This is a genomic window from Paenibacillus sp. FSL R5-0341 (assembly GCF_037975235.1).
Classification (GTDB): Bacteria; Bacillota; Bacilli; order Paenibacillales; family Paenibacillaceae; genus Paenibacillus; species Paenibacillus amylolyticus_A.
This window is the reverse complement of record NZ_CP150241.1, coordinates 395,845-419,683: the sequence shown is the minus strand read 5'-3', so window position 1 is coordinate 419,683 and position 23,839 is coordinate 395,845. Positions and strand designations below refer to the sequence as shown.

Annotated in this window: 25 protein-coding genes; 12 read left to right on the top strand and 13 right to left on the bottom strand. The window is 46.0% G+C overall.

Annotated elements, in window-relative coordinates; genetic code table 11:
* Positions 1-54: 54 nt before the first annotated feature.
* Positions 55-1,422: an XRE family transcriptional regulator gene (locus tag MKX75_RS02035; protein ID WP_339168191.1), complete on the bottom strand. Its 1,368-nt coding sequence runs from the start codon at positions 1,420-1,422 to the stop codon at positions 55-57.
* Positions 1,423-1,678: 256 nt separating this feature from the next.
* Positions 1,679-3,064 (bottom strand): helix-turn-helix transcriptional regulator, encoded by a 1,386-nt coding sequence (locus tag MKX75_RS02030; RefSeq protein WP_076332610.1) that lies wholly within the window; start codon positions 3,062-3,064, stop codon positions 1,679-1,681.
* A gap of 264 nt (positions 3,065-3,328) precedes the next feature.
* On the opposite strand from MKX75_RS02030, the gene MKX75_RS02025 reads away from it, so the two are divergent.
* On the top strand, positions 3,329-4,453 hold the full coding sequence (locus tag MKX75_RS02025; RefSeq protein ID WP_339168190.1) for an LLM class flavin-dependent oxidoreductase: 1,125 nt from the start codon (positions 3,329-3,331) through the stop codon (positions 4,451-4,453).
* Between the two features lie 96 nt (positions 4,454-4,549).
* On the opposite strand, the gene MKX75_RS02020 is transcribed toward MKX75_RS02025, so the two are convergent.
* Positions 4,550-5,128, bottom strand: a complete 579-nt coding sequence (locus MKX75_RS02020; protein ID WP_339168189.1) for a TetR/AcrR family transcriptional regulator — start codon at positions 5,126-5,128, stop codon at positions 4,550-4,552.
* A gap of 283 nt (positions 5,129-5,411) precedes the next feature.
* Between MKX75_RS02020 and MKX75_RS02015 the strand changes: the two genes are divergently transcribed.
* Positions 5,412-6,620, top strand: coding sequence for an MFS transporter (locus MKX75_RS02015; RefSeq protein WP_339168187.1), 1,209 nt, complete (start codon positions 5,412-5,414; stop codon positions 6,618-6,620).
* A gap of 143 nt (positions 6,621-6,763) precedes the next feature.
* Here the strand turns inward: MKX75_RS02015 and MKX75_RS02010 are convergent, their stop codons facing one another.
* Entirely contained in the window at positions 6,764-7,132 is a 369-nt protein-coding gene (locus MKX75_RS02010) for a VOC family protein (RefSeq protein WP_339168185.1), read from the bottom strand.
* 121 nt (positions 7,133-7,253) lie between these two features.
* Positions 7,254-8,315, bottom strand: coding sequence for an alkene reductase (locus MKX75_RS02005; RefSeq protein WP_339168184.1), 1,062 nt, complete (start codon positions 8,313-8,315; stop codon positions 7,254-7,256).
* Positions 8,316-8,471: 156 nt separating this feature from the next.
* Between MKX75_RS02005 and MKX75_RS02000 the strand changes: the two genes are divergently transcribed.
* A complete protein-coding gene (locus tag MKX75_RS02000; RefSeq protein WP_339168183.1) occupies positions 8,472-9,335 on the top strand; it encodes a LysR family transcriptional regulator in 864 nt (287 codons plus the stop codon).
* A 156-nt stretch (positions 9,336-9,491) separates the two neighbouring features.
* Here the strand turns inward: MKX75_RS02000 and MKX75_RS01995 are convergent, their stop codons facing one another.
* From MKX75_RS01995 to MKX75_RS01980, 4 genes are all read right to left on the bottom strand, one after another.
* Positions 9,492-11,438, bottom strand: a complete 1,947-nt coding sequence (locus MKX75_RS01995; RefSeq protein ID WP_339168182.1) for a methyl-accepting chemotaxis protein — start codon at positions 11,436-11,438, stop codon at positions 9,492-9,494.
* A gap of 360 nt (positions 11,439-11,798) precedes the next feature.
* Positions 11,799-12,905 (bottom strand): Glu/Leu/Phe/Val dehydrogenase, encoded by a 1,107-nt coding sequence (locus MKX75_RS01990; RefSeq protein ID WP_339168181.1) that lies wholly within the window; start codon positions 12,903-12,905, stop codon positions 11,799-11,801.
* A gap of 137 nt (positions 12,906-13,042) precedes the next feature.
* The gene (gene cdaS / locus MKX75_RS01985) at positions 13,043-13,672 is read right to left on the bottom strand and encodes a sporulation-specific diadenylate cyclase CdaS (RefSeq protein ID WP_339168179.1); all 630 of its coding nucleotides are present in this window, start codon (positions 13,670-13,672) and stop codon (positions 13,043-13,045) included.
* 219 nt (positions 13,673-13,891) lie between these two features.
* Entirely contained in the window at positions 13,892-15,406 is a 1,515-nt protein-coding gene (locus MKX75_RS01980) for a DUF6359 domain-containing protein (RefSeq protein WP_339170295.1), read from the bottom strand.
* 227 nt (positions 15,407-15,633) lie between these two features.
* On the opposite strand from MKX75_RS01980, the gene MKX75_RS01975 reads away from it, so the two are divergent.
* The 3 genes from MKX75_RS01975 (at position 15,634) to MKX75_RS01965 (ending at position 16,917) form a co-directional block, all read left to right on the top strand.
* Positions 15,634-15,927 carry a hypothetical protein gene (locus MKX75_RS01975; protein WP_076332602.1) on the top strand — a complete coding sequence of 98 codons (294 nt, stop codon included), beginning with the start codon at positions 15,634-15,636 and terminating at the stop codon, positions 15,925-15,927.
* A 153-nt stretch (positions 15,928-16,080) separates the two neighbouring features.
* On the top strand, positions 16,081-16,236 hold the full coding sequence (locus MKX75_RS01970; protein WP_167350941.1) for a hypothetical protein: 156 nt from the start codon (positions 16,081-16,083) through the stop codon (positions 16,234-16,236).
* Between the two features lie 123 nt (positions 16,237-16,359).
* Positions 16,360-16,917 carry a GNAT family protein gene (locus MKX75_RS01965; RefSeq protein WP_339168178.1) on the top strand — a complete coding sequence of 186 codons (558 nt, stop codon included), beginning with the start codon at positions 16,360-16,362 and terminating at the stop codon, positions 16,915-16,917.
* Positions 16,918-17,044: 127 nt separating this feature from the next.
* Here MKX75_RS01965 and MKX75_RS01960 read toward each other — a convergent pair whose 3' ends face one another.
* Positions 17,045-17,821 carry a Crp/Fnr family transcriptional regulator gene (locus MKX75_RS01960; protein ID WP_339168176.1) on the bottom strand — a complete coding sequence of 259 codons (777 nt, stop codon included), beginning with the start codon at positions 17,819-17,821 and terminating at the stop codon, positions 17,045-17,047.
* Positions 17,822-18,196: 375 nt separating this feature from the next.
* On the opposite strand from MKX75_RS01960, the gene MKX75_RS01955 reads away from it, so the two are divergent.
* The 6 genes from MKX75_RS01955 to MKX75_RS01930 all read left to right on the top strand — a co-directional run bounded on the left by MKX75_RS01955 (position 18,197) and on the right by MKX75_RS01930 (position 22,410).
* Complete coding sequence (locus tag MKX75_RS01955) at positions 18,197-18,628, top strand: GAF domain-containing protein (protein ID WP_076332600.1); 432 nt, start codon at positions 18,197-18,199, stop codon at positions 18,626-18,628.
* A gap of 109 nt (positions 18,629-18,737) precedes the next feature.
* Positions 18,738-19,388 (top strand): response regulator transcription factor, encoded by a 651-nt coding sequence (locus tag MKX75_RS01950; RefSeq protein ID WP_017691068.1) that lies wholly within the window; start codon positions 18,738-18,740, stop codon positions 19,386-19,388.
* On the top strand, positions 19,381-20,496 hold the full coding sequence (locus MKX75_RS01945) for a PAS domain-containing protein (protein ID WP_062837152.1): 1,116 nt from the start codon (positions 19,381-19,383) through the stop codon (positions 20,494-20,496). Before MKX75_RS01950 ends, MKX75_RS01945 begins: the two co-directional genes overlap by 8 nt.
* 271 nt (positions 20,497-20,767) lie before the next feature.
* Positions 20,768-21,262 carry an Lrp/AsnC family transcriptional regulator gene (locus tag MKX75_RS01940; protein WP_062837151.1) on the top strand — a complete coding sequence of 165 codons (495 nt, stop codon included), beginning with the start codon at positions 20,768-20,770 and terminating at the stop codon, positions 21,260-21,262.
* Between the two features lie 12 nt (positions 21,263-21,274).
* Positions 21,275-21,862 carry a chromate transporter gene (locus tag MKX75_RS01935; protein ID WP_062837150.1) on the top strand — a complete coding sequence of 196 codons (588 nt, stop codon included), beginning with the start codon at positions 21,275-21,277 and terminating at the stop codon, positions 21,860-21,862.
* A gap of 2 nt (positions 21,863-21,864) precedes the next feature.
* Positions 21,865-22,410, top strand: coding sequence for a chromate transporter (locus MKX75_RS01930; protein ID WP_017691072.1), 546 nt, complete (start codon positions 21,865-21,867; stop codon positions 22,408-22,410).
* Positions 22,411-22,489: 79 nt separating this feature from the next.
* On the opposite strand, the gene MKX75_RS01925 is transcribed toward MKX75_RS01930, so the two are convergent.
* The 3 genes from MKX75_RS01925 to MKX75_RS01915 all read right to left on the bottom strand — a co-directional run bounded on the left by MKX75_RS01925 (position 22,490) and on the right by MKX75_RS01915 (position 23,728).
* The gene (locus MKX75_RS01925; RefSeq protein WP_076332599.1) at positions 22,490-22,732 is read right to left on the bottom strand and encodes a hypothetical protein; all 243 of its coding nucleotides are present in this window, start codon (positions 22,730-22,732) and stop codon (positions 22,490-22,492) included.
* Positions 22,733-22,794: 62 nt separating this feature from the next.
* Positions 22,795-23,334 carry a hypothetical protein gene (locus MKX75_RS01920; protein ID WP_339168174.1) on the bottom strand — a complete coding sequence of 180 codons (540 nt, stop codon included), beginning with the start codon at positions 23,332-23,334 and terminating at the stop codon, positions 22,795-22,797.
* A complete protein-coding gene (locus MKX75_RS01915; RefSeq protein WP_339168173.1) occupies positions 23,300-23,728 on the bottom strand; it encodes a hypothetical protein in 429 nt (142 codons plus the stop codon). Before MKX75_RS01915 ends, MKX75_RS01920 begins: the two co-directional genes overlap by 35 nt.
* Between the last annotated feature and the right edge of the window lie 111 nt (positions 23,729-23,839).

Here is a 23,839-nt window from a genome sequence, read left to right as displayed (position 1 = left end):
AAGCAATATGTTTAAGTGCATTGCACGAGCTTATATTCTTTGTAGAGTAGTATTTTATATATAGTTTTCTATACTTCGGTTTGTTATTAATCCAGTGTACAGTTCTTCCTGCTCAATAGTTGCTTGGCTTCTAAATTTCCCATAAAGATCAATTAATTTAATAGACATAAGGTCATCTCTACTACTTGAAGCCAGTTCCAAACTTGTCAGCAAAGCTTCAATACCCATCATATACTTTTGCTGGTGGAGCCTGTACTTCGCTAACTCATAATAAAAGCGTATATACCTATGATTTAACATTTGCTGGTTGTAGGTTCCTTCTAAATGTCTCTCCGTATTAAAATCTGTAATATACGAATCAAATCTATCCAATGCAAAATCAATGTTAAGCAAATGTTGATTAGCTGACTGAACAATATTTACGAATGCTATTAAGATTTCGTGAGGATTGGATTCAAGGTAATCTAAATAATATTCAATAACCTCATGCTTTCCACTACTTAAGCGATATAAATATCGATTTCCTTCTGCCCATCCTTTGAAACGATCTATTAATATCTGTTCTTCCTCAGTCGGGTTAGAAACTTCAACAACTTTTGCATAAATATCTGTGTATTCCAGCGCCTTTTCAAATTCCTTTCGTGCTTCACATACACTCGCCTTTAATAAATTTGCGTACGCTTTATATGTGAATATGGGATAAAAGGCAACCCTCTTTATATTTTTCCGTCTTCGAGATTGAAGTTCGAGCTGAAAATCAACTTTCCGTTCAAGTGCATCCGCCAATTTATCAACTTTATCCCAATGATGTATTGTGTTATAAACATTTGCTAGGTCCTTGATTGCATCCAATTGTATCTCTTCATCGAGCTTCTCAATATATGGCTCAAATTTTATCGCTGCACTTAGATTATCGAATTGTTTAATGGTTTTATGGAGCAAAAAAATACGGTACTGGCATAAAGCCAACCGCTCCGAATGCTGATATTTTTCTCCCTCTGCCACACATTCATATAAAATAAGTGCAGCTTCACTCAGCCCATTCTTATTAAATTCTTCGGCCATCTCAAATAATTCTGAAATGTAGGAGCGATCATCCGTAACTTGAATGACAACCTTTTGAATGCAAGCTAACTTATTAAACTCAGCACAACGATGAAGGAAAGGCTTTAAACGTCTCCAATGCGGAGCCGCTTCAATAAAGAACTCCACACTGTACATTTCATAGAAGTAACCCTTTTCCAATCCCATACCTGCAGTGATCTGATCTAGCTGACTCACTGCCATTGGTCTGCTACCTTTAAGACTAGCACTCAAGGTTCCAACGTTAACACCAGTAATATCAGAGAATTGCTGCAATTTAAATCCATGTTCCCTCATGTGATTCTCAATATATGTGCGTATCGTAGGTGCAAGTTTCAATTCTCCCACCTCCATCAACCAAAATGAATTAATTATTCAATAAGTTATAATAAATGTAATTCTAATCTTGTGTTTTACAGTGGTCAATCTCCACATAACAAAAAACTCACTCCCCTTTCAGGAAGTAAGTTTATAGCAACCAACAAATTTCTGATTTAATAACTACAGACCGCCGCCTCCATGCACGTGGAATAATGCTTGAATAGGTGACACATCGTCGAAAGTAACCAATTGACTAATGTTAATAACAATAAAGCTAAGCAAGATTAAATGCAGGATTTTCTTTTTTATCATAATAGCTCTGAACCTCCATCATTATTAATTTATACTGATGCTCAATTTCAGCATTTGCTATATTTCTATATCTCTCATATAACGCTACACAATGGATAATGTCTGTTTGATTTTTTATTTTGACGGCTTCTTCCAAACAATGCATCAGCTGCCTCATACCTTCTGGATAATCACAACGATTGAGATGATAGATAGTGCGTTCAAGTAAGAACGTGATGTACATATCTAATTCCACCTGTTCAGTATATCCCTTTAATCGCGTAACTTCTGAATTAATCTGATCGCTGAACTTGTAAATGATATCATCAATATTATGATCAAATTTATTAGCCGCCTCCAAAATATTTATCATTGCTGGCAGCAATTCCATTTCATTTTGCTCTATATAATTCACGTAAGCCGGCAAAACACCTTGATCGCCCATCATTAACTTATATAGATAGCTATTTGCTTCCGTCCAACCCTCGAATTTATCAATATAAATCTGATCTTCTTCATCCGGTTCAGCAATTTTTGTAAGACTGGCGTAGAGCTCTGTATATTGTAGAGCTTCTTCGTAGCGTCCTTGTCTCTCACATGCGGAAGACTTCAGCAAATTTGAATATGCTCTATATACAAACAAAGGATATGCCGTTATCCGATCACTTTTATCCGTTTTTTTCTTTGTGTAGGATTGCAAAATTTTAGTCTTCTGCTCTAGATCTTCAGCCAAAGTGAATACCTTGTCCCAGTATCTTAGAGCCAAGTATGTATTCGCCAGGTCTTTTATCGCATCCAGTTGCCGTTCCTCATCCAGCCGGTTAATATATGGTTCAAAATGTACGGCCGCACGAAGATTCTCATGCTGGTCCTGACCGAGAGATAGCGTAAAGATGCGATACTGACACAGAGCCAGACGCTCCGAGTGCTGATACTTCTCACATTCCGCCACACATTCGTACAACATCCGTGCAGCCTTCGTCTGTCCACGCTCAAGCATGCCTTCCGCCATCTCGAACAACTCCGAGATATACGAGCGATCATCCGTCACTTGCTGGATAACCTTCTGAATACATTCCAGCTTGTCCAATTCAGCACAACGCTGCAGGAATGGCTCCAGTCTTCTCCAATGGGGCGCCGATTCCACGAAACATTCAGCCCCATAGACCTCGTAGAAATATCCCTCTTCCAGCTTCATGCCTTGGGTAATCAGATCCAGTTGAGCCATAGCGATGGGCCGAGTCCCCTTAATAATCGCACTAAGCGTTCCAGCGTTAACCCCCGATATATCGGCAAAATACTGAAGGGTGTACCCCTGTTTCCTGATGTAGTCCTCAATATATGAGCGTATCGTAGTTGTAGGTTCCATGTATCCCACCTCCACAATGAAAATCCATAATTTTGAATTTATATGATAAGCACAATTTTAATCCTAAATTTTACAGCGGTCAATAAAAATCGTGGCAATTTCCTTCACATATATGCAAGGAAGCCTGAATATCCCTGCTTATAGAAAAAATCCATTAGAAGAATTCGTGAGAACGTGATACATTTAATCCAACTTACATATCCTACTATTTCAATAGGATTATACGACACAGACATTATCAAATCAGTTCAGGGAGAAGGTCAGATGAAATTTGCCTTGTTTAGTCTCATGATGAATCTGCCTAATGCAGTAACCGGGGAAGCGCTGACGACTCAACAGAAATTCCACAATATATTAGAGCAAGCGAAGCTGGCTGAACGACTGGGATTCGATGCCTATGGAATCGGTGAACGACACGGTGCACCTTTTCTATCTTCCTCGCCACCTGTCGTATTAACCGCAATAGCCGCAGCAACTACACGCATCCGGTTACTAACCACCGTCACTGTTCTTAGTATACTTGATCCGGTCCGGGTTGCCGAGGATTATGCCACGCTGGATCAATTATCGGGCGGACGGCTGGAGATGATCATCGGGAAAGGCAATGACCCTCGGCACTATCCGCTGTTCGGCATAAGCGAAGAGCAACAATGGGATTCACTCGATGAACGCTATCATCTGCTAAGACGGCTGTGGTCTGAAGAAAATGTAACCTGGCAGGGAACGTATCGCCCTCCTCTTGAGGGAGTAACCACCTGGCCAAGACCGCTTCAGCAATCCATCCCGATCTGGCACGGTAGCGCGTCCAGCACGGTCTCGACTGAACTCGCTGCCAAATATGGCGAGCCGCTCTTCACGTCGAACTCTTTTCACCCTCAGGCCAAATACAAAGCGTTAATTGATCACTATCGGGAGCGCCTCGATTATTATGGTCATGATCCGCAGCAGGCAGTGATTGGCTCCGGTGCCGGCAGTCTCTACCTTGCCGATACCGGTGAAGAAGCCATCCGTCACTACAAGCCATACTATGAAGCGTTCCATGCCACCGCCGCCGCACAGCATAACCAGTCTCCCTTCACCGATCTGGAGGATAACATTGCACGAGGTCCTGCATTAATCGGCAGTCCGGAGCAGGTCATTGAGAAAATTCTGGATTATCATGCCGCTTACGGACATCAGGTGCTGAGTATCAGCGTAGATGGACTGACGCATAGCGAGCAGCTGGAGCAAGTGGAGCGTTTTGCCAAGGAAGTGGCCCCTGTCTTACGCCGAGAACTGCCCAGTTCGGTATGGAATGAACCCCCGGTGTTAACCCAGCACTCATCCTTCCTTTCCTCTAATGCTACAGATTCATGGCCCACAGCCATCTCACCTATATTCCAGGTTTAGTTGCCCCGTACAATATACACGAGTTCCTTCCAGGGTGATTCCTACGAATCGCCCTCTTCCCTCGTACTCCCACTTGTATCGTCGGTCTTCCTGTACCTACTTGGACTGAATGCCTTCAAACAATGAACGGAGCAACACATCTACAAACCGATCATCCATTGCTTCACCCGTCACTAACATGCGATAGAACACTGGTCCGTAGATCAGATCAATGTACAATCCAATGTCTATCCCACTCTTCAATTCGCCGCGCTCCACACCCTTCTCCAGAATTCCCCGAGCTTCACGCCGACGTGGTTGGATGTATCGTGTACGGTACTCTTCGGCAAGCCCTTCATCCGACTGCCCTTCTCCAATAATCTGCGTAATCACTTTTCCTTCCCGACTGGTCAAAAAACGAACCAGATTACTCGCATGTATGCGTATATCCTCCAATACCGAGCCTGTATCCGGTACTGGCAATCTTGCCGTTGCAGCAGACATATATCCGTCCATGATGACGGCGCCTTTATTCGGCCACCATTTGTAGATGGTGGCTTTGCTCACCTGTGCACGTTCAGCAATTTTTTCAATCGTAACTGTCCCGAAGCCGTGCTCCAACAACAACTCGTACGATGCTGTAAGAATGGCATTCTGGGTTTCCATGTTACGCGGACGTCCTCTTTTGGCAGTCATCTTGAGCCCTCCTGGATGCAAATCATATATAGCATCATCAGTAATATTCATAAAAACGATACGTTCATTATACTAAAGAGTGATGAGTACACACAATTCATACTCCGCTTACCTTTTCGTTCTCATTTAAAGTTTCATTAGAATTATGTGATGCCTATTTACAATACTAAACGTTTAGTTTATTATATGTTTGTAATTAGTGAACACACCGTTTAGTAATTAATACTTTTATTATGAACTGTTTATAGGGAATATTAATTTATATCTGTGGAGGATGATTACGATGAATATGAGACAACAAGTGAAGCAGGCACCTGTGCCCACGTGGATTATTTTTTTGCTGGCCTCAGCTTGTGGATTGATTGTGGCAAACCTGTATTATGCTCAGACCGTTATCGGACCGATCAGCATAACCACGGGTCTTTCTTCTGCCGCTGCCGGATTGATCGTAACGTTGACTCAGATTGGTTATGTTATTGGTTTGTTATTCATCGTGCCGCTCAGTGACATTACCGAGAATCGGCGTCTGGTCGTACTTTTCCTCATCGCACTGGTCGTTGCCCTAATTGCTGCGGCTTTCTCGCCCACGGCTGTTATATTTCTGACTGCCTCTCTATTCATTGGCATAGGTTCTGTTGTCGCTCAGATTCTGGTGCCCTATGCAACGTATCTTACTTCCGAAGAGCAGCGCGGGCGTGTTGTGGGCAATGTAATGAGCGGGTTGCTACTGGGCATTATGCTGGCTCGTCCTGTCGCAAGCTTTATCACCAGTCTCTTCGGATGGCAGACAGTTTTTGTATTCTCCGCCATTGTCATAACACTTCTCATGCTGCTCCTATCACGTGCTCTTCCTGCTCGCCAACCTGAACCCGCCTTAAAATACGGTCAATTAATCGTGTCCTTGGGCACACTGTTCAGAACGATGCCGCTGCTGCGCCGCCGGGCGTTCTATCAGGCCAGTCTGTTTGGTGCTTTCAGCTTGTTCTGGACCACGGTTCCGCTGAGACTGGCTAACGATTTTGGCATGTCACAGCAAGGCATTGCCTGGTTCGCTCTGGCTGGTGTCGGAGGTGCTATTGCCGCTCCCATTGCCGGGAGACTGGCTGATCGCGGACTAACGCGTATTCTGACGGGTGCTGCCATGGTGATCGCTGCTGCTTCATTCGGTCTTGCTTATGCGTTCCAGAGCCACTCCACGTTTGCATTGATCCTGCTTGTGATCGTCGCAATCACACTGGATATGGCTGTCTCGGGAAATCTGGTGCTGGGTCAACGCATCATCTACTCGTTAGGAAGTGAAGCGAGAGGACGCGTGAATGGCATATTCATGTCGATCTTTTTTGTCGGCGGAGCTATTGGATCTTCTCTTGGAAGCTGGTCTTACGCCCATGGGGGCTGGAGTCTCACATCGCTGATTGGCCTGATCATGCCACTGCTTGCTTTGGTGTATTACTTTACGGAAAAGAAAGCCGTAGTCGTCAGCAATGAATAGAATGAATATATCGTTCAATCTGATTAACGGAGTAAGGGCAGAGCTAATCATCAAGATTAGCTCTGCCCTTACTGTTGTAATACCCACTTGGCTTCCCTGTGACAGGAAGTTATCACTATGATTAAGATGGATACATTTGCGTATTAGACTTTACTGTGAAGGGTAACTTGGTACCCATCTGGGTCGGCAAATGTAAAGGTTCTCCCGAATGGTCCATCTATTGGTGCAGATGTAATTTTTACGCCTGCTGCAACAAGCTTGTCGTGAATGTCTTGCGTATCCGGGGCATGGAGCCACAGAGCAACACCAAGTCCTGGCTGAGCACCTGAACCAAGTTCGGTTCCCGGCAATAGGTCACGCAGAGCAAATGCAATAGGTTTTGTTTCAAAAACTACCGCATGAGGTGGTCCCGCCTGTGAGCGTACCAGTCCGAGATAGTTTTGATAAAATTCGGCAGAGCTTTCAAGATTGCTAACCTGAAGTGAAATGAAATCCGGTCCAATTGCTGACATAATGTAATGTCCTCCTTAGTATGTGTATATCTTGATCATACAAGGCCGCTCTTGCCAACAGTATGTCAGTAGTGTTCTTTCATTTTTTTTAATTTTTTCGATTTCTTACTCGCTTTCTCTCTTACACCAATACAGGCAGATGCGTATTCGCATCATACTCCACCAACTGCTCACCGGCATGCAATTTCCGGACCAGATCGGGATTTGCGATAAACGGTCTTCCGAACGCAGCCAGATCTATGCTTCCCTTGCCAATAGCGTGCTCCGCAGTCTGAACATCCAGATCCCCCACACCAATGATGATTCCATCCCACTGACTTCGAATCCGCTCGTGAAAGGACTGCTCACCATCCCACGCTTTCGCATAATGATCTGTTGAGGGATGCAAGATTGTTATTCCCGTCTCGCGGAACAAGTTCAGATATGCATCTATCATTCCAGCTTTATCTGCCCAAGCATAGGATGCATCATCATCCTTTTTCTCAGAGAATCGTACCGATATGCGATCCACACGGATCTCTTTTTTCACAGCCACAATAATATCTCGCAGGAACCGCAATCTACCCGCAGTGTCGCCTCCATATTCATCTGTTCTGTGGTTGGTCTTCTCATTGATAAACTGGTCGATCAGATACCCATGCGCAGCATGCAGCTCGATCCCGTCGAACCCTGCCAGAACCGCATTATGGGCGGCCGTCTGAAAATGCTCAATAGTATCCGCTATATCCTGTGCACTCATCGCCTGAGGAACCTGATACAGCTTATGAAGCTTATGAACTCTTCCCTCTGCCGCAAGGCTGGAGGGCGCCAATGGAGCGGTTCCGATTAGATCGGAATGAGACAATCTTCCGACATGCCACAGTTGAGCAATAATGGTGCCTCCATGTCTGTGAACAGCATCTGTTACCCTTTTCCAAGAAATCGTCTGTTCATCTGTATATAAACCGGGGATGCCGTAAGTGCCTTTGCCTGCCAGATTCGGGTTAATGCCCTCGGTAATGATCAGCCCCACACCATCTCGCGCACGCTGCTCATAATACGCCACCATCTCATCCGTCACGGTCCCCTCCCGATCATCAGCAAATCCCCGGGTCAACGGTGCCATCACAATTCGGTTCCTTAATTGCCACTGATGAATCGTTACCGGGCTTAATAATGTTGAACGTGTATTCGTGTTATCCATGTCATATCCCTACTCTCTTCGTCATTATGGATATTGTAAGGCGGCTCTGATATATCGTAAAATGATTGAAATATATAGATGTATCTCTCATAGAGATACCTAACATCCACATCTGCGGAAGCAATTGAAGTTAATCCACGTTCAGGAGGACATAGCATGGAACTTTCCGATATCGATATTGTTCTCGCGGTGGCACGTTCAGGCAAAATCTCACAGGCCGCCAAAGAACTGAATTACGCGCAATCCAATGTCACCACACGCATCAAAAAACTGGAGCAGGAATATCAGATACAGCTGTTTAATCGATTTCCCAAAGGCGTTGTGCTGACCTCCAAAGGAGAACAGTTTATTGAATACGCTACACGCATTCACAACCTTTTGCACGATCTGAAGCAGGATATGACCGATCCCGGGGAGCCTTCTGGCATGCTAAAAATCGGCATTGTGGAGACGGCGGCATCTAGCCGCTTTATGGAAATTCTGAATGAGTATCAAATAACCTATCCGAAGGTATCCATCTCACTCGTCAACGCCACTTCACCCAAAGTACTGCGCAAGAAAATACAGGACTATGAGATTGATGGTGCTTTTATTAGCGGGGCTTGTGTGAAAGAAGGTTTGAAGGTGGAATACGAGATGCAGGACACCGTTCATATCATCTCCAAAAAGACAGACGCACCACCCGAAAGCCTGTGCCAAGTATCGTGGGTTGTTTTCCCTGAGGGCTGCCCGTATCGTGAAATGACCGAAGAATTTTTGCAGGAAGAGGGGCTGTCCGCCCGTAATATCATTGAAGTTAGTACGATGGAAAACCTGCTTAGCTGTGTGGAGTCTGGCATTGCTTTTACCATTATGCCGTGCAGCGTTATTCACAAGAAACCGAATGATTTCTCCGTATTCGATCTGGCAGATCGTTTTACACATACCACGACAACCTTTGTCCGCGGTGAGGATCGTTATGTCAGCAGTGCGCTGGACCAATTCATGAAGCTGCTGAATCAGAAGTGCATTACGTTTTAAGAGTGCAACCTATACCACAACACCATCACACGGAACATTGCCTTCTTACGCATTACTTAGATGGAGACAGGGGTGCTGGTTGCAAAACAAAAAAAACACTCCGAAGAGTGTTTTTTTTGCGTTATTTTTTCCCTCTATATCATATTCAACTAGCGCTTACTCCACCTTGAATCTTGCGGCCGATTCGGCCAGCTTTTGCGTCAATTGATCGATCGTATCGACCATGTTCGCCAACTGCTGTACCGTCGAAGACTGCTCCATCATGGTTGCCGTTACCTCTTCAACCGATGCAGATACCTGCTCTCCTGAAGCCGACAAGCTATGTGCTGACTCCAGTACGTCGTCCTTGTTCTGCAACATCTCTTGCATCTGTCCTGCCATCGTGGCGATCTGTTGATTAATGACCGTCACCTTCTCCAAAATCACATCAAACGCCTGACGGGTCTGAATGACAAGCTCATCCTGCCTGGACGAGATCGTGTGAATTTCCGCAACACTTTGGTTGTTCTCGGCGACATCGGCCAGGTTCTGTTCGATAATGCTAGAGATTTCCTTGGACTGGCGGGCACTCTGCTCTGCCAGGTTGCGGATCTCTTCGGCCACTACCGCAAATCCTCTGCCATGCTCTCCAGCCCGTGATGCTTCAATTGAAGCATTCAATGCAAGCAGGTTCGTCTGCTTAGCGATCTGGCTGATGGCTTCCGTGATCTGACTAATACTGCCCGAACTGGTTTGAAGTTTGACGGTAATCTCAGAGATTTTCTCCACTTCCCGTTCGTTCACCTCATTGATACGCATCAGTTCATTGACAACTTCATTCCCGTTGTGAAATACATTTTCGATCTCATCCGCTCTTGCCTTCACATCCTGTGCACTGCTGTTCATGGCAGCCACTTTATCGCCGAAGCTGTTGAATTTGCCTGCAATCTGCTCCGTATCTTCCGATTGGGCCTCCATCGCCTTCGCGATCCCCATGGACGTCGCCGATGTTTCATCAATGGATCTGGCCGTCTGTCTGGATGTCTCCTCCAGCTCCTGCGTGCTGGCCTGAAGGACATGAATCGAACTATTCATATCGGTAATCAGGATCCTGTTTTTCTCCACCATGCCATTGAAACTCTCAGCCAGATCCTTGAATTCGCTGTTATACTTGCCGTCTGCTTTTACGGTCAGATTCCCTTCGGCAAGTTGCTTGAACAGACCTGTAAGGCGAATGACTGGTTTCGTTATATTACGAGATATGAGCAACCCAACAAAGATTGCCAGCATGATTCCGATTGCAGTAACGACCAGCATCTGTTTGAACATATCCTCCACCGGGCGTCTTATATCATCATAGTCGTCAATAATCACCACAGAGAGATCTGCACCCGGAATCTGATTAATACGATAGTAGGTACCGTCTCGATCCATCGAAGTGATTTTCACTTTGTCTGTGGCTCTGGCTTCGATAATTCCCATCGCGTCTTTATCCTCTTCCAGCGTTTGTCCCACAACGGAAGGGTCTATTGAATCATACATAATGATGCCGCTCCGGCTCAGCACTTCAACTTTGCCTTGACCATTGATCTTAATGTCTCCGAGTTGCCCCAGGAAAAAGTTGCTATCCACCGACATGGCGAACACACCCAGTATATTCCCCTCATCATCGATGATGGGCTCCGAGAATGCAATAATTAGCTTCTTGCTAGTCTTTGAGACGACGGCATCACTGATGAAGGATCTCCCTTGGATAGACTCCTTGAAATATTCCCGATCTCCCCGTGACTGCCCAATCACTTCCGGCATGGTTCCCGCCACCATGATTCCTTCCTTATCAAACACGAATAGGTCCGGCTTGGTGCCGATCGTGTCAGATATACTGTCGGTAAGAATCGTATTCGCTCTATTGAAGTATGGATTCTCATCTGTGAAGAAGGTCTCATCTGTCATTTCATTGGTATTACGCAAATCCAAGAGTTCTTTGAAAGTACTATGTACGGATATAGCATGACTCAATTGTTGCTGAAGTTGCATCGCTGTCCAGAGCCCTTCCCCAAGGCGGTCAGCCAACACGTTAATCTCATCCTTGCTTTTCCTGACCACAACATCAGATGAAATCATGTAACTCGTGGCCGTTGTCCCGATCAGCACCACAATTACCAGAAAGCTAAGCATAATTGGTAGCTTAATTTTAAGCGACACATTTTTGATCCTATACCCTATCCCTTGCTTTTCCCCCGTTTTCCCCATTTCCACTTCTCCCCACTTCCCTGAACCATCTCCATCTGATCGATGTATTTACTTTATCGGAAAAAACAATATTAGAATTGATGTATTAGAGAAAAATTGCCACTGTTTTTTGTTTTTATATTCTGAAAGCATAAAAAAAACTGCCTGTCAGATCGACATGATCCATCTCTGGAATGGATGTTGCCGTTATCTAACAGACAGTTTTCAGATTATACGATGAATGGATGAAGCTTACTTACGCAATCTCCGGGAACTCAAAGCGTGATGACCATTCTGCAGGAATGTGCTACGCGTATTCTTCATCTGTTCGATCCGTCGCTCAGCCAGACGATCTGCGGCAACATAAGTTGCGATGCCTTCGGTACGTGAGCTTTCGAATATTTTCTCCAAATTGGTATAGATCTCTCCGATCTTGCTCCACGCCCGATCCGCGTTGTAACCATTCAGCTCATCTGCAATATTGATCACACCACCAGCATTGATGACGTAGTCAGGCGCGTATACGATGCCCATATCATATAGTTGATCTCCATGACGGGTCTCTAGAAGCTGATTATTCGCACAGCCCGCGACCACCTTCGCCTTGAGCGTCTTGAGTGTGTCGTCATTAATCGTGCCACCCAGCGCACATGGTGCATAGATATCACAATCCACACCCGTGATGTCTGCGGGATCCACAGCGGTCGCGCCGAAGCGATCCACAGCCTGCTTGACCGAGTCCTTATGGATATCCGTAACGATCAGACGTGCACCTTCCTCATACAGATATTTGCATAGATGCATTGCGACATTGCCCACGCCTTGAACCGCTATCGTTTTGCCTTCCAGCATATTTGTTCCAAATGCTTCTTTGGCTGCTGCCTTGATCCCGCGATATACACCCCAAGCCGTTGCAGGCGATGGATTCCCGGATGAACCATAACTTGCCGAGATGCCTGTTACATAATCAGTTTCCTGATAGATCAAGTTCATGTCTTCTTCCGTCGTTCCCACATCCTCGGCCGTGATATAACGTCCGTTCAATCCTTGAATATATCGTCCAAACGCCCGAAACATCGCTTCGTTTTTGTCACGCCGCGGATCTCCGATGATAACGGTCTTGCCGCCGCCCAGATTGAGGCCTGATATCGCATTCTTATATGTCATACCACGGGCAAGGCGCAGGGCATCTTCAATGGCTGCTTCTTCTGAAGCGTAAGTCCACATCCGCGTCCCTCCCAGCGCAGGGCCGAGTGTAGTGTCGTGTATGGCGATAATTGCTTTTAACCCTGAATTTCGATCCTGGCACAGAACCAGTTCCTCATAATCGTGATGCTCCATTGCTTCAAACCAACTCATGTGCTAACCGTCTCCTCCAACCATTTTTGCGATCCTATCGCAGTGTTCTCTATTTAATTACCATCCTCTATTGTACCCATGAATACCCAGTTTGTGCAAAATCACATCGCAATGTCAGAGAAGCATCGGTTCACATTTTAAGAAAGGATCTCAACCACATTGATTGGATGCAAATCGCCATCTACAGCGAATGAGGCCTGCCCCGTCTCTTCAGAAACGACCAGCACAACCGCATCCGTCAATTCGCTTAGTCCCAACGCAGCGCGATGACGGGTGCCGATCTTTCGTTCATGCACTTCTGCCTGCGACAATGGCAACACATTTCCCGCGGATACGATCTGATTGCCACGAATTAGTACGGCCCCGTCATGCAGAGGCGCACCGGGAATGAACAGCGATTCCAGCAACGCATGCGTCACTCTCGCATCCACCGCCACCCCTGAATGGATGATCGACTCCAACGGAACTTCGCGTTCAATCACAATCAGCGCACCATATCTCCGGTCAGATAGATGCTGTACGCTCGATGTTAATTCGGCAAACTTCTCGGTAAAGGGTGACAGATAACAATCCAGATAAAACGAAGAGGCGAGTACCTCGATCTGCTTGATCTCCGCTCGAATCTCTGCAAATTGTCCCAACAGACAGGCACTGTCATTGTCAAACCGGGATAACGTCAGATTCATTCGATCCGCCACACGATGGAGGTCCGCCTTGAGCTTCTGTCTCATCGAAGAACTGTCACAGTCTGCTTGCCGATTCATCATTCGTCGCCTCCTTTTTGGGTTGGACCTGTTGTACCTCGCACCACATCATTAGTACCCATAACTTCCCCTTCGGAGCAGGTATTTATGCAATGACAGCAAGGCTGTATGAGCTAATCAAGGTCTTATTGCAACGGGTATAACAAGTAAAAAAAGAGCCTGTCCGCAAACCTTCACGGTCAGGCCCTATTCGCATAATAATTTGATCTTTGCCTATTTCACTTATTGAGCTTTTCCGTATGAACCTGCCTTAAATGTAGTCGGGTCATACCACTTGTACCCTGCTGCGGGTGCAGCCCACGGCTCAAGTTGCGGCTCGGTCGATGCAGCCGGAGCTTCCATCGGAAGCAGGCTTGTTGCCGTATCCAATGTCAGTCCTGGCACTTGCGCCAGACTGGTATAGCTCTCTTTGACTGCGAGCCATTTCACGGTATTCACGAGGAAAGTAGCATCATCCACTTCTTTGAATCCATCATAAGTCTTCTTGGTAGCACCAGTCTCTTCTCGCAAATATTTCGGAGTAGCGTCTTCTACAGGGGAAGAGTCGCCGATAAATGCGGCTTTGCCCGCACCAATCTTCGCGATGGCGGCATAGGCTCCTTCAGCTCGTCCACCACCATTGTATACGCCCTGATCCACGGCATTCCCCCACTTGGACACACCACTTGGTACGTACACCAAGCCTTTGGCCTTGTTCGGGTCCATAATTGCAATGGTCGATCCGGCATGCATGGCTACAGAATTAACGCCAGCCGTAATGCCGAAGGATTGTGCAGGTGCAACGATATCCGATGCGTTCACATCGCCGAGAGCATTGTAGCGGAAACGAACACCAAAGTTCGTCGCCAGCCAATCGGAGCTAATCACACCCTGCATGGCAGGTGATTCAGCTTCAGCCGAAGACATGCCTTTGGCTGGATTCAGAAAGGCACCACGGCGATAACCGTTGAATACTTCGGAAGAATCCCAGCGATTTTTGTTGCGGTCTGCATTATAGTGATCGGAGATGAAGAAGATACTTCCTCCGTTCTGTACATACTGCACCAGCGCAGCCTGCTCAGTCGCCTTGAACGGCACGTTGGCTTCGCCGATGACAAAGACGTGGTAATCTTTCAATTTATTATAGGTGATGGCTTGCTCACCAAATGTATACGGGATACTGCGTTCCAGCTGATCCACGGCAAAGCCTGCGTTTCGCAGACCAGTGGCAAAATCCGAAAATGCCCCGTCAATAATCCAGTCGGCAGCACCTGCTGTCTGGGCATGGGTATTATCGAACAATACTTTCTTGCCAGTACCATCCGGTAATGTTGTACCTGGGTTCGGTTCTGGATCAGGATTGGTTGTTCCGGAGGAAAGCGCGATGGACGTTGGGTTTTTGACTCCTGCATAGCTGTTGTAGGCACCTAAGGTTCCGGTTACGATGATCTTTTTACCTACAAGACTCGGATTGGAAGCCAGTCCATATTGCGAACGGAAAGATGCGGGAACTTGTACATCCAATAATCTGGCGTTGGTTCGCTCTGACGCTGAATCTGCAATCAGAACATTAAAATCATTGGCATACGGAGATGTAAACTTGGCTGTAAGCGAGCCGGTAGCATGTCCAACAATGATCCCTTCAACCGTTGCCGTTCCTCCACCGCTCTGGGCAGCGATGGCCTGAGATACAGTAAGTGGTGCTGCAGCTTGTACCGGACTTTGCGAACCCGGCCCGAGCAATGCGGTTGCCATCATGATAAAGACCAGGAATGCCCCGATCCAGTGCTGCCATAACGCCTTCTTCATATTCCCTTTCTCCTCCTCCAAATTACCTGATAATGGGTTATCCTCCTTTAATTTAATTGTTCATATGATGAATTCCTCTATATTTTTGTAAAATTTATGAAAAAGTTTAGAAGTTGAGTCTATTTGCCCATACTGTTGATCATACCTTACATAGTCGAAGGAGTAGATGATAGATTATGACGAAGCTTATATTTTTAATACCTTTGTTGATTGTTCCTCTAATTATGGCTTATGTTGCACTTCGTTCTCGGATGGTTACCCGACTGTTCCATATTGTTGCGCTGCTCTGCTTTTATAGTGCGGCAACGGTCATCGCAGGTGATGTGTATGCGACCAATGCCCATATGACCACATTCACCACCGAGATTCACCATTTCCTGCTGAATGGCTGGTTCCTGTATCCGGCTGCATATCTGGGTGTATACATCCCCTATGTGCTGTGGATGAGCCTGTTTTCAGAAAAAAGTTGAATTCATTACGGACTTGGGATTGCATTTTGCCATCGTTCATTGCATAATGAGTAAATAACTGTGATAATGATTATCATTATTGAACTTGTCTCTATGTACCTGTCTACTGCATATGATTTTACGATTTTATAGATAAAGGGGAACGAACATCGAATGAATACACCTCTGCAAAAGGCTGACCTGCAGCTTGACGATTACTTGGATCTTCTGAACCTGGCAACCAATCTGGGTGATACGAAATGGCAAAAGGAAATTATCCGCAAGCTGGCGTATACGTATCCCGCAGTTCAATGTAAACAACCACAATAGCATTCCACATACATCATAGATCTACATCATGGCTCATAACCGATTCATTCGTTGAATCTGTTGTGGGCTATTTTTGTTGTACAATGTACATTAAAGTTATCAAACGTAAAGGAGTGAACAACGATGCAATTGGAGACGGACAGATTGATCATCCGGGAGATTCGGGAGACCGACTGGGAGAGAATTCATGCCTATACCTCCATGACGGAAGTTACACAGCATACAGCATGGGGACCGAATACGGAAGAGGATACACGGGCATACGTGCAGTTTGTATTGGACACGCAGCAGGCACATCCACGAGAGGGCTTTGAACTTGCGATATGTTTAAAAAGTGACGGGACTCTCCTTGGGGGAGTCGGCATTCACGTTATGGAGAAAACCAATGCAGAGATCGGTTACGTCCTCAACCCTGCTTACCAAGGGAAAGGTTATGCCGCTGAAGCAGCTCGCGCTTTACTGGGTTTCGGTTTCAACGAACTTGGCATTCACCGCATTTACGCTAAATGTCGTCCGCACAACACGGCTTCGGAGAACGTTATGAAGAAGATTGGTATGCAGCGTGAAGGTCTGCTGCGAGAGCACTGGTTCTACAAAGGCTCCTTTCATGATTCGGTGCTCTATTCGATTCTCGCCAGTGAATATGGGGCAACCAATGGAGACCAAACGTTACATATGTAATTCTTCGTATTCTCCGCGCACACCAAAAAGCTGACACCACCGATACGGATGCCAGCTTTTTCTTACTCTCCGTAACGACCCCAATCGCCAATGGAGGTGAAGCCTCGGAACACCCGGACAAGCTAACTTACAATCGGCACAGCTCTGCCGGGCAGCTTGGGAATGTCGGACATCCGCACATGCAGCGCAAGGCTTCCAGATCCCGAATCATCAGTTTGCCGTCCATCATATCTAGCGTACCTTGTTCCTTCCATGCCCCCAGCATCCGCGTTACACTCTCCCGGGTCGCTCCGATCATCTCGGCAAGCTCGGTATGGTTCAGCTTCATGTCTAGCACGATGCCATCCGGTGTAGTCTTGCCATACGAGTTGCTAGCACGGATCAGAGTCGAAGCGAGTGCACCCGCCTTGCCATAGAGCAGCAAATCACGGAATCTCGACTGAGTGATTCGCTGCGACAGTGCCATCCATTGCAAGAATTTCAAAGCAAGGTCGCCATGTTTGCTGAGTATACTTTCCAGGTCGCTAAGCGAGATAATGGCCAGTTCCCCTTTTTCCGCCATCTCTGCACTGTAGCTATGATTCAATCCGCCGATGCCCCCGAATTCACCGATGAGATCGCCGCTTTGCTGAATGGATAAAATAATTTCCTTGCCATCCTCCGTCGACTTGGTCATTTTCACTCGTCCCGAACGAATGTAGTACAGATATCCGGCTTCATCGCCTTCGAGAAAGAGACTATACCCCGACTTTACCCGTTTGGGCTGCATTTTCGCTTCAATCAGGTCCCATTGCTCAGGTGTAACGAACGAAAGGATTCCGCCTGTTTCTCGTGTCATTTTGCCCGCCTCCGTTTGTTTCTGCTCTGTTCTTTGGGTTGTTCTTTCTACAAATACTGTACCCATAACCTTCGTCCCCCTCCGTGATTCCTTATGTATCTATCATATCGCGAAAGTAGCTTCAGGGTTATCGGGGGATTACCTGATCCTTGGCGAGAAACTCCCTGAATTTGCTGTGAGAAAAGTCACATTTCACCGATATGCCTCATCCTTCGCATTTCTTCAATCCCTTGGTGCACCTTATTCAGGAACCCTCCACGGCCCAGGTTCAGTAGATTCTAGAACGGAAATAGGGGTTTTCCCTGAATTACAATGTACGAGAAAGGGACTACAATAGAACTAACATCGTAATACCCTTACTTTAAGATGATCCTAGCAAAGGTTAATGATATTGATTCTACTTTACGTACGTTATAATTCCGAAAAAGGAAGTGTCCTCTCATGCATGATGAACTGCCATCTGGCATTCAGGAGATGATCGACGGCCTGCGCCTGAACACATCCAGCGACTTCTGCGGACTTGCCTGTCTGAACGGGACGATGCTGCGCTGGAAGTATACCTCTGGGGCTAGTAATGAACGGGTGAAACGCATGGAAATGCGTCCCGGACAAGATCTGGTAGGCACAGCCCTTCGGACTGGACGCACAGCCCGATCTGATGCACAATCCACCGGGGAGCATACACCCGGTCGCTGCCCGTTAATGCTTGCTGAGCGGCTGGTAAGTGCCATAGCGGTACCTGTGTTCCAGGAAGGAAGCGTGCCTGGCGCCGTGCTGCTCGTTGGCAGCAGACTGCCTTGTACCTTCTCACCGGACATGGTCCGGCAGACGGAGCAAGTCGCTCTACATCTTCAGCCGAAGGTGTTTGGATAAAAGTTTGAACTATAGAGTGAGAGAAGCCATTCGGAGATTTAAGCTCTGAATCGCTTCTTTTTTTGTTATGATATAGATAGAACTGAGGAAGCGGACAGGGGGAAATCATGTGATTCAACTATTAGTTGTAGACGACCATGTCGTCGTGCGTTCCGGGCTGATCGCCTTACTCGAAGGAAAGAATGATATACATATCGTTGGAGATGCCGCTGACGGCGATGAAGCCATTGCCAAGGCTCAAGAATTGAAGCCAGATGTGGTATTGATGGATTTCAGCATGCCACCGGGCAAAGACGGTCTGACGGCTACGGCTGAATTGAAGAAATTGATGCCGGATGTCTCCATTTTGATACTAACCATGCATGACGATGAAGAATATCTGTTCCGCGCCATCCACGCGGGAGCATCCGGATATATACTCAAAAGTGCGCCGCATGAAGAATTGCTTGCCGCGATTCGTTCCGTAGCAGAGGGTAGCGCCTATCTGTACCCCAGTGCAACCAAGCGGCTGATGAGTGAATACCTGGACAAAGCCAAACAGGAAAACGCCGGACCGTATGACACGTTATCCGAGCGGGAGAAAGAGATTTTGTCCTGGATTGCCAAAGGCTACGCCAACAAGGAGATCGCCGAACATCTGATCATCAGTGTCAAAACGGTCGAATCCCATAAAAGCAATCTGATGGAGAAACTTGGTCTGCGTACAAGACCCGAACTTGTGAAGTTCGCCATGAAAAAGGGGTTGCTGAACTTTGAGTAGTGCACGCAAGAACAGACTAAGTGGACTCGCAGACCAACCCGTACGGCTCCTGCTGAACGAAATCGACAATCATATTACGGATAACGAATTTCGCAGCCGGTTGAAAGGTTCCCTTCATCAACTAAGTGATCTGAAATTTGCTCTGGATGAGTCCTCTATCGTTGCCCTCACGGACCGCAAAGGGAAAATCCAATATGTGAATGATAAATTCTGTGAAATCTCGCAGTATGAGCGCGAGGAACTGATCGGTAAAGATCATCGAATCATTAATTCCGGATACCATGGCAAGACCTTTATGAAAAACCTGTGGGACACGATATCCTCAGGTAAGGTTTGGAACGGGGAAATTCGCAATCGTGCCAGGGATGGCAGTTATTATTGGGTTAACACCACCATCGTGCCTTTCCTCGATAATGACGGTGAACCCTATCAATACCTGGCTGTACGTAGTGAGGTAACCAAGCTGAAATCCGTCGAAGCCGAATTACAGAAGATGATGTCCCAAGTGATGAACATTCAGGAAGAGGAACGACGTCGGATCTCACGTGAACTGCATGACGGGATTGGGCAGAGTCTCTTCTCTCTGGTTATTCAGATGGACCGACTGCTGGCAGACCAGCCTCAACCGGGTGTTGAAGCACTGCGGAAGCAGGTCACGGGCATCATGGAAGATGTGCGCGGTATGGCATGGGAGCTGAGACCATCCGTTCTGGATGATCTGGGTGTTGTTCCGGCCATTCGGACGTATATTGAGAATTACACCCGTCACTACGGAATCGAAGTCGATCTGGAATGTAATTTGCGCAAGCGACTGGAGATGAATCGGGAGATTTCCATATACCGGATTATTCAGGAAGCCTTAACGAATGTCGCAAAGTATGCCGATGTTTCCGAGGCACGTGTTACTGTCGAAGATGCTGAGGACATGACGATGGTTATTATTGAAGACCAGGGGGCTGGATTCAGCGAAGCAACCGCTGGCAATGGCGTTGGATTGTTCAGCATGGAAGAGCGTGCCCGTGGTGCAGGAGGAACGTTAAGAGTGTCTTCCGAGCCTGGCGAAGGGACCACCGTTACCCTTTTACTGCCCAAGACAGCACAAGCATAACCGACTTTCTTCGCATCGTGCTTTGCGCTTCACTCCATCTATCTATTATTTAACGGCTGCTCGCTATTGGAACGCGCGAGTGGCCTTTTTATTTTTTTCAATTGGTCAAAATAACAAAATGAAAGATCAAAATCGGTTAAATTCAATAATCATGATAAATAGATTGACTTGAGTTACGATTCGTCATTAAACTATGAATGCCACATACACATTGTATGTTCAGTAAAATTTCATTGTTCATTTTATATAGCGAGAGAAAAGGATGGTCAACATGTCAGAGAAACGCTCCTCCAAGGGAGGAGAAATTCCGCAAATGTACAATCTCGACGAGATGGATCGCAAAATCATCGCTGCGCTTCACAAGAACAGCCGGATATCCTATACGGATCTGGGAACACAAATCGGGTTGTCACGTGTAGCAGTCCAAGCACGCATCAATGCGTTATCCGAAAAAGGAATCATTGAACGCTTCACCGTTGTGATCAACCCTGGCAAGGTTGGACTTCAGGTCTCGGCCTTTTTTAATGTGGATGTCGAACCACCCTTCCTGGATGAAGTGGCAGAGAAACTAGACGAAGAGCCAGCTGTCACCAGCCTCTATCATATGACAGGCCCGAGTACCCTGCACATGCACGGTATTTTTGCGGATATGGAAGAGATGGAGCAGTTCTTGCTGGAGAAGCTCTACAAGATGCCAGGCATCGTCAAAGTGGAATCACAGCTGTTATTAAAACGATATAAAAGCCGGATGGGCATGAGACTCTAGGAGGAAATCAGCATGGGTTGGAAAGATTACAACGGTCTCGTGATCGGAATGGTACGAACCGGAATTCTCGGATATGGCGGCGGCCCTTCGGTGATCCCGTTGATCCGTTACGAAGCCGTTACGCGTTACAAATGGGTCAGTGATGAGGAGTTCGGCGAGATTTTGGCTATCGCCAACGCCCTGCCGGGTCCCATCGCGACCAAGATGGCCGCCTATCTCGGTTATAAAACCAAAGGTGTACTGGGCGCAATTGTGTCCGTACTCGCTCATATTTTGCCGACAAGCATTGCCATCATTGCTCTGCTCGGTTCCATGTACGCGCTGCGCGAGTCGAAAGTGGTAGCAGGCATGGTAGCCGCTGTTCGGCCAGTCATTTTTGTCATGCTGGGCATGATGGCTTATGAATTCGCCATGAAAGCCTGGAAGGGACTCGGCAAAGCTTTTGCCGCCCTCTTCGGCGTAATTGCCTTTGTACTGTTGCAGCTGCTGGATATCCATCCAGGGATTGTGATCGCGGTTTTCCTTGGATATGGTGTCTTCCATCTGGATCTGGTCCAGCGCTTCAAATCCAAAGGCAAATCCGATAAGGGGGTGTCCTAAGGATGCTCCAGACATGGTGGGAATTATTTTGGGGATTTTTCGTAGCAAACATATTGGGATATGGGGGCGGCCCGGCGTCCATTCCGCTAATGCAGGAAGAGATTGTGAACCATTACCAATGGATGACCACAGAACAATTCGGGGATGTGCTGGCGATTGGTAACGCCCTTCCCGGTCCGATTGCAACCAAAATTGCTGCATTTGTCGGGTATCACGTGGCAGGCTGGTTTGGGGCATTTATCGCAAGTTTTGCCACAATTGTACCTTCGGCAACCGCACTAATTATATTACTTCGTCTGTTGAACAAACATCGTACTTCACCGAAAGTCAAAGGTATGACTCTACTCGTGCAGCCTGTTATCGCTGTGCTCATGATTCTGCTCACATGGGAATTCGGTCAGCTATCCACCGATTCCATCGGCATCTGGCAGACGTTGATCATTGCAGGCATCTCGCTCTGGGTCATGACCAAGACCAAGCTGCACCCAGCCATTCTGATCGTGATCGCATTTGCCTATGGTGCGCTGGTACTGTCTCACACGATGTAGTTTATATCAATCTAATTATTAGACATAAAAAATAGGCATACCGTTCACGGTATGCCTATTCTACCTAATCCTGCATTGTTTAACTTTTTCTTGCCATAGCAATAGTCACCAGAATAAAACCCGCGACTAATAAAATAATTCCTGCCATACCTAACCAACTGTTGAGTTGAAATTGGCTTGTTAAAAAAAGACCTAAAATCCCCATTTCAATTCCCAATAAACCGATTTGCAATGTACTTTTTTTCCTCAATAGAGTGTTTAATAAAAGAACAATTACAGCGGATACAAATATTATTATTATAAGAGCCAATGGTAGGGCCATCACGTCATTCTCCTAATGTTTGTATAAGTATAGACTAGATAACAGTATAAACATTTATTCGTTTAAAATCTAACGTCATTGCTAAAAGCAGGAAAACTTGATCCAGCGTTTTTATAAGATACATCAACCCCAGCAGTTTTACTAGATACACCAAACTTAACACTGTCAATGGAAGTCGAATTCCAAGTATGGACATAGTATGTTGTTGCTACACCAGTTGAACTTGAAAAATCCGATGAGTATCTCGCTAATCCCGCAAAATGTTTACCAATATATGAAAAGTATTCTGTTGTTGGAGTTATGCCAAGCCAAGTTTTCTTAACTCTAATTTTATCTTGAATCTGGAAACCGAATCCCTTACTTCCGTCTCCGTCTGATCTATTGCTTGTAGTTACTTCATTACCATTACCATCAGAGATATACCCATATACACTATTAATTTTCGATTTGTATGTGCCGCCCATACTAGTGTAACCAACTCCAAAGCCTTCCACACCACCAACATTATATGTTTCTCCAACCCTACCTATCCCTGGCCAAACCAATGGATTATGTTCGATCCAATTATCATTTTTCCAATAACCACCGCCAACCACCGCCAACGACTACCCACTCCTTACTGTTACTATCATAGTAAATGTTTGGTTTAGTCATGGTAATATTACTATTATCAATTGCTAATGCACCTAAAAACTCATCATTATACTCCTTAGGAATCTCAAGTTTATATACACCTAAACTTTCCATCACATCCGTAATTTCTTCTTCATCTTTAGCCTCTGCTGTTAATTTCGCCAAAGTGTAATCAATATCAACATTGATTTCCACTAAATTCTTTGACTTCAATGAGGCTCTATTAACTAATTCTTGTTTTGCTTCAACTATATCAAATTCTTCTCTTGCTGAAATAGCAGGGGTAATTAGGGAAGTAACTAAGAATGTACAACACATAACCATAAGCATACGTTTAATATTCAAAAAATCATTACTTTCCATATAATTGTTTTATTGGATGAAATACACATTTATTATTAAATATATTTCAATATATGTAAATTATATTTTAGTTGTAAATATCAATTTTCAGTGTATCTATGCTTAAACATA

Bases quoted from the DNA above. Each gene is read 5' to 3' on its own strand.
- MKX75_RS01935 (WP_062837150.1), top strand. From the start codon at position 21,275: ATGGGTTGGAAAGATTACAACGGTCTCGTGATCGGAATGGTACGAACC.
- MKX75_RS01960 (WP_339168176.1), bottom strand. From the start codon at position 17,821: ATGGGTACAGTATTTGTAGAAAGAACAACCCAAAGAACAGAGCAGAAA.
- MKX75_RS01995 (WP_339168182.1), bottom strand. From the start codon at position 11,438: ATGATTTCATCTGATGTTGTGGTCAGGAAAAGCAAGGATGAGATTAAC.
- MKX75_RS01930 (WP_017691072.1), top strand. From the start codon at position 21,865: ATGCTCCAGACATGGTGGGAATTATTTTGGGGATTTTTCGTAGCAAAC.
- MKX75_RS01990 (WP_339168181.1), bottom strand. From the start codon at position 12,905: ATGAGTTGGTTTGAAGCAATGGAGCATCACGATTATGAGGAACTGGTT.
- cdaS (WP_339168179.1), bottom strand. From the start codon at position 13,672: ATGATGAATCGGCAAGCAGACTGTGACAGTTCTTCGATGAGACAGAAG.
- MKX75_RS01965 (WP_339168178.1), top strand. From the start codon at position 16,360: ATGCAATTGGAGACGGACAGATTGATCATCCGGGAGATTCGGGAGACC.
- MKX75_RS01925 (WP_076332599.1), bottom strand. From the start codon at position 22,732: ATGGCCCTACCATTGGCTCTTATAATAATAATATTTGTATCCGCTGTA.
- MKX75_RS02025 (WP_339168190.1), top strand. From the start codon at position 3,329: ATGAAATTTGCCTTGTTTAGTCTCATGATGAATCTGCCTAATGCAGTA.
- MKX75_RS01970 (WP_167350941.1), top strand. From the start codon at position 16,081: ATGAATACACCTCTGCAAAAGGCTGACCTGCAGCTTGACGATTACTTG.
- MKX75_RS01975 (WP_076332602.1), top strand. From the start codon at position 15,634: ATGACGAAGCTTATATTTTTAATACCTTTGTTGATTGTTCCTCTAATT.
- MKX75_RS01915 (WP_339168173.1), bottom strand. From the start codon at position 23,728: ATGGAAAGTAATGATTTTTTGAATATTAAACGTATGCTTATGGTTATG.
- MKX75_RS02030 (WP_076332610.1), bottom strand. From the start codon at position 3,064: ATGGAACCTACAACTACGATACGCTCATATATTGAGGACTACATCAGG.
- MKX75_RS01980 (WP_339170295.1), bottom strand. From the start codon at position 15,406: ATGATGGCAACCGCATTGCTCGGGCCGGGTTCGCAAAGTCCGGTACAA.
- MKX75_RS02000 (WP_339168183.1), top strand. From the start codon at position 8,472: ATGGAACTTTCCGATATCGATATTGTTCTCGCGGTGGCACGTTCAGGC.
- MKX75_RS02020 (WP_339168189.1), bottom strand. From the start codon at position 5,128: ATGACTGCCAAAAGAGGACGTCCGCGTAACATGGAAACCCAGAATGCC.
- MKX75_RS01940 (WP_062837151.1), top strand. From the start codon at position 20,768: ATGTCAGAGAAACGCTCCTCCAAGGGAGGAGAAATTCCGCAAATGTAC.
- MKX75_RS01955 (WP_076332600.1), top strand. From the start codon at position 18,197: ATGCATGATGAACTGCCATCTGGCATTCAGGAGATGATCGACGGCCTG.
- MKX75_RS02010 (WP_339168185.1), bottom strand. From the start codon at position 7,132: ATGTCAGCAATTGGACCGGATTTCATTTCACTTCAGGTTAGCAATCTT.
- MKX75_RS02015 (WP_339168187.1), top strand. From the start codon at position 5,412: ATGAATATGAGACAACAAGTGAAGCAGGCACCTGTGCCCACGTGGATT.
- MKX75_RS02005 (WP_339168184.1), bottom strand. From the start codon at position 8,315: ATGGATAACACGAATACACGTTCAACATTATTAAGCCCGGTAACGATT.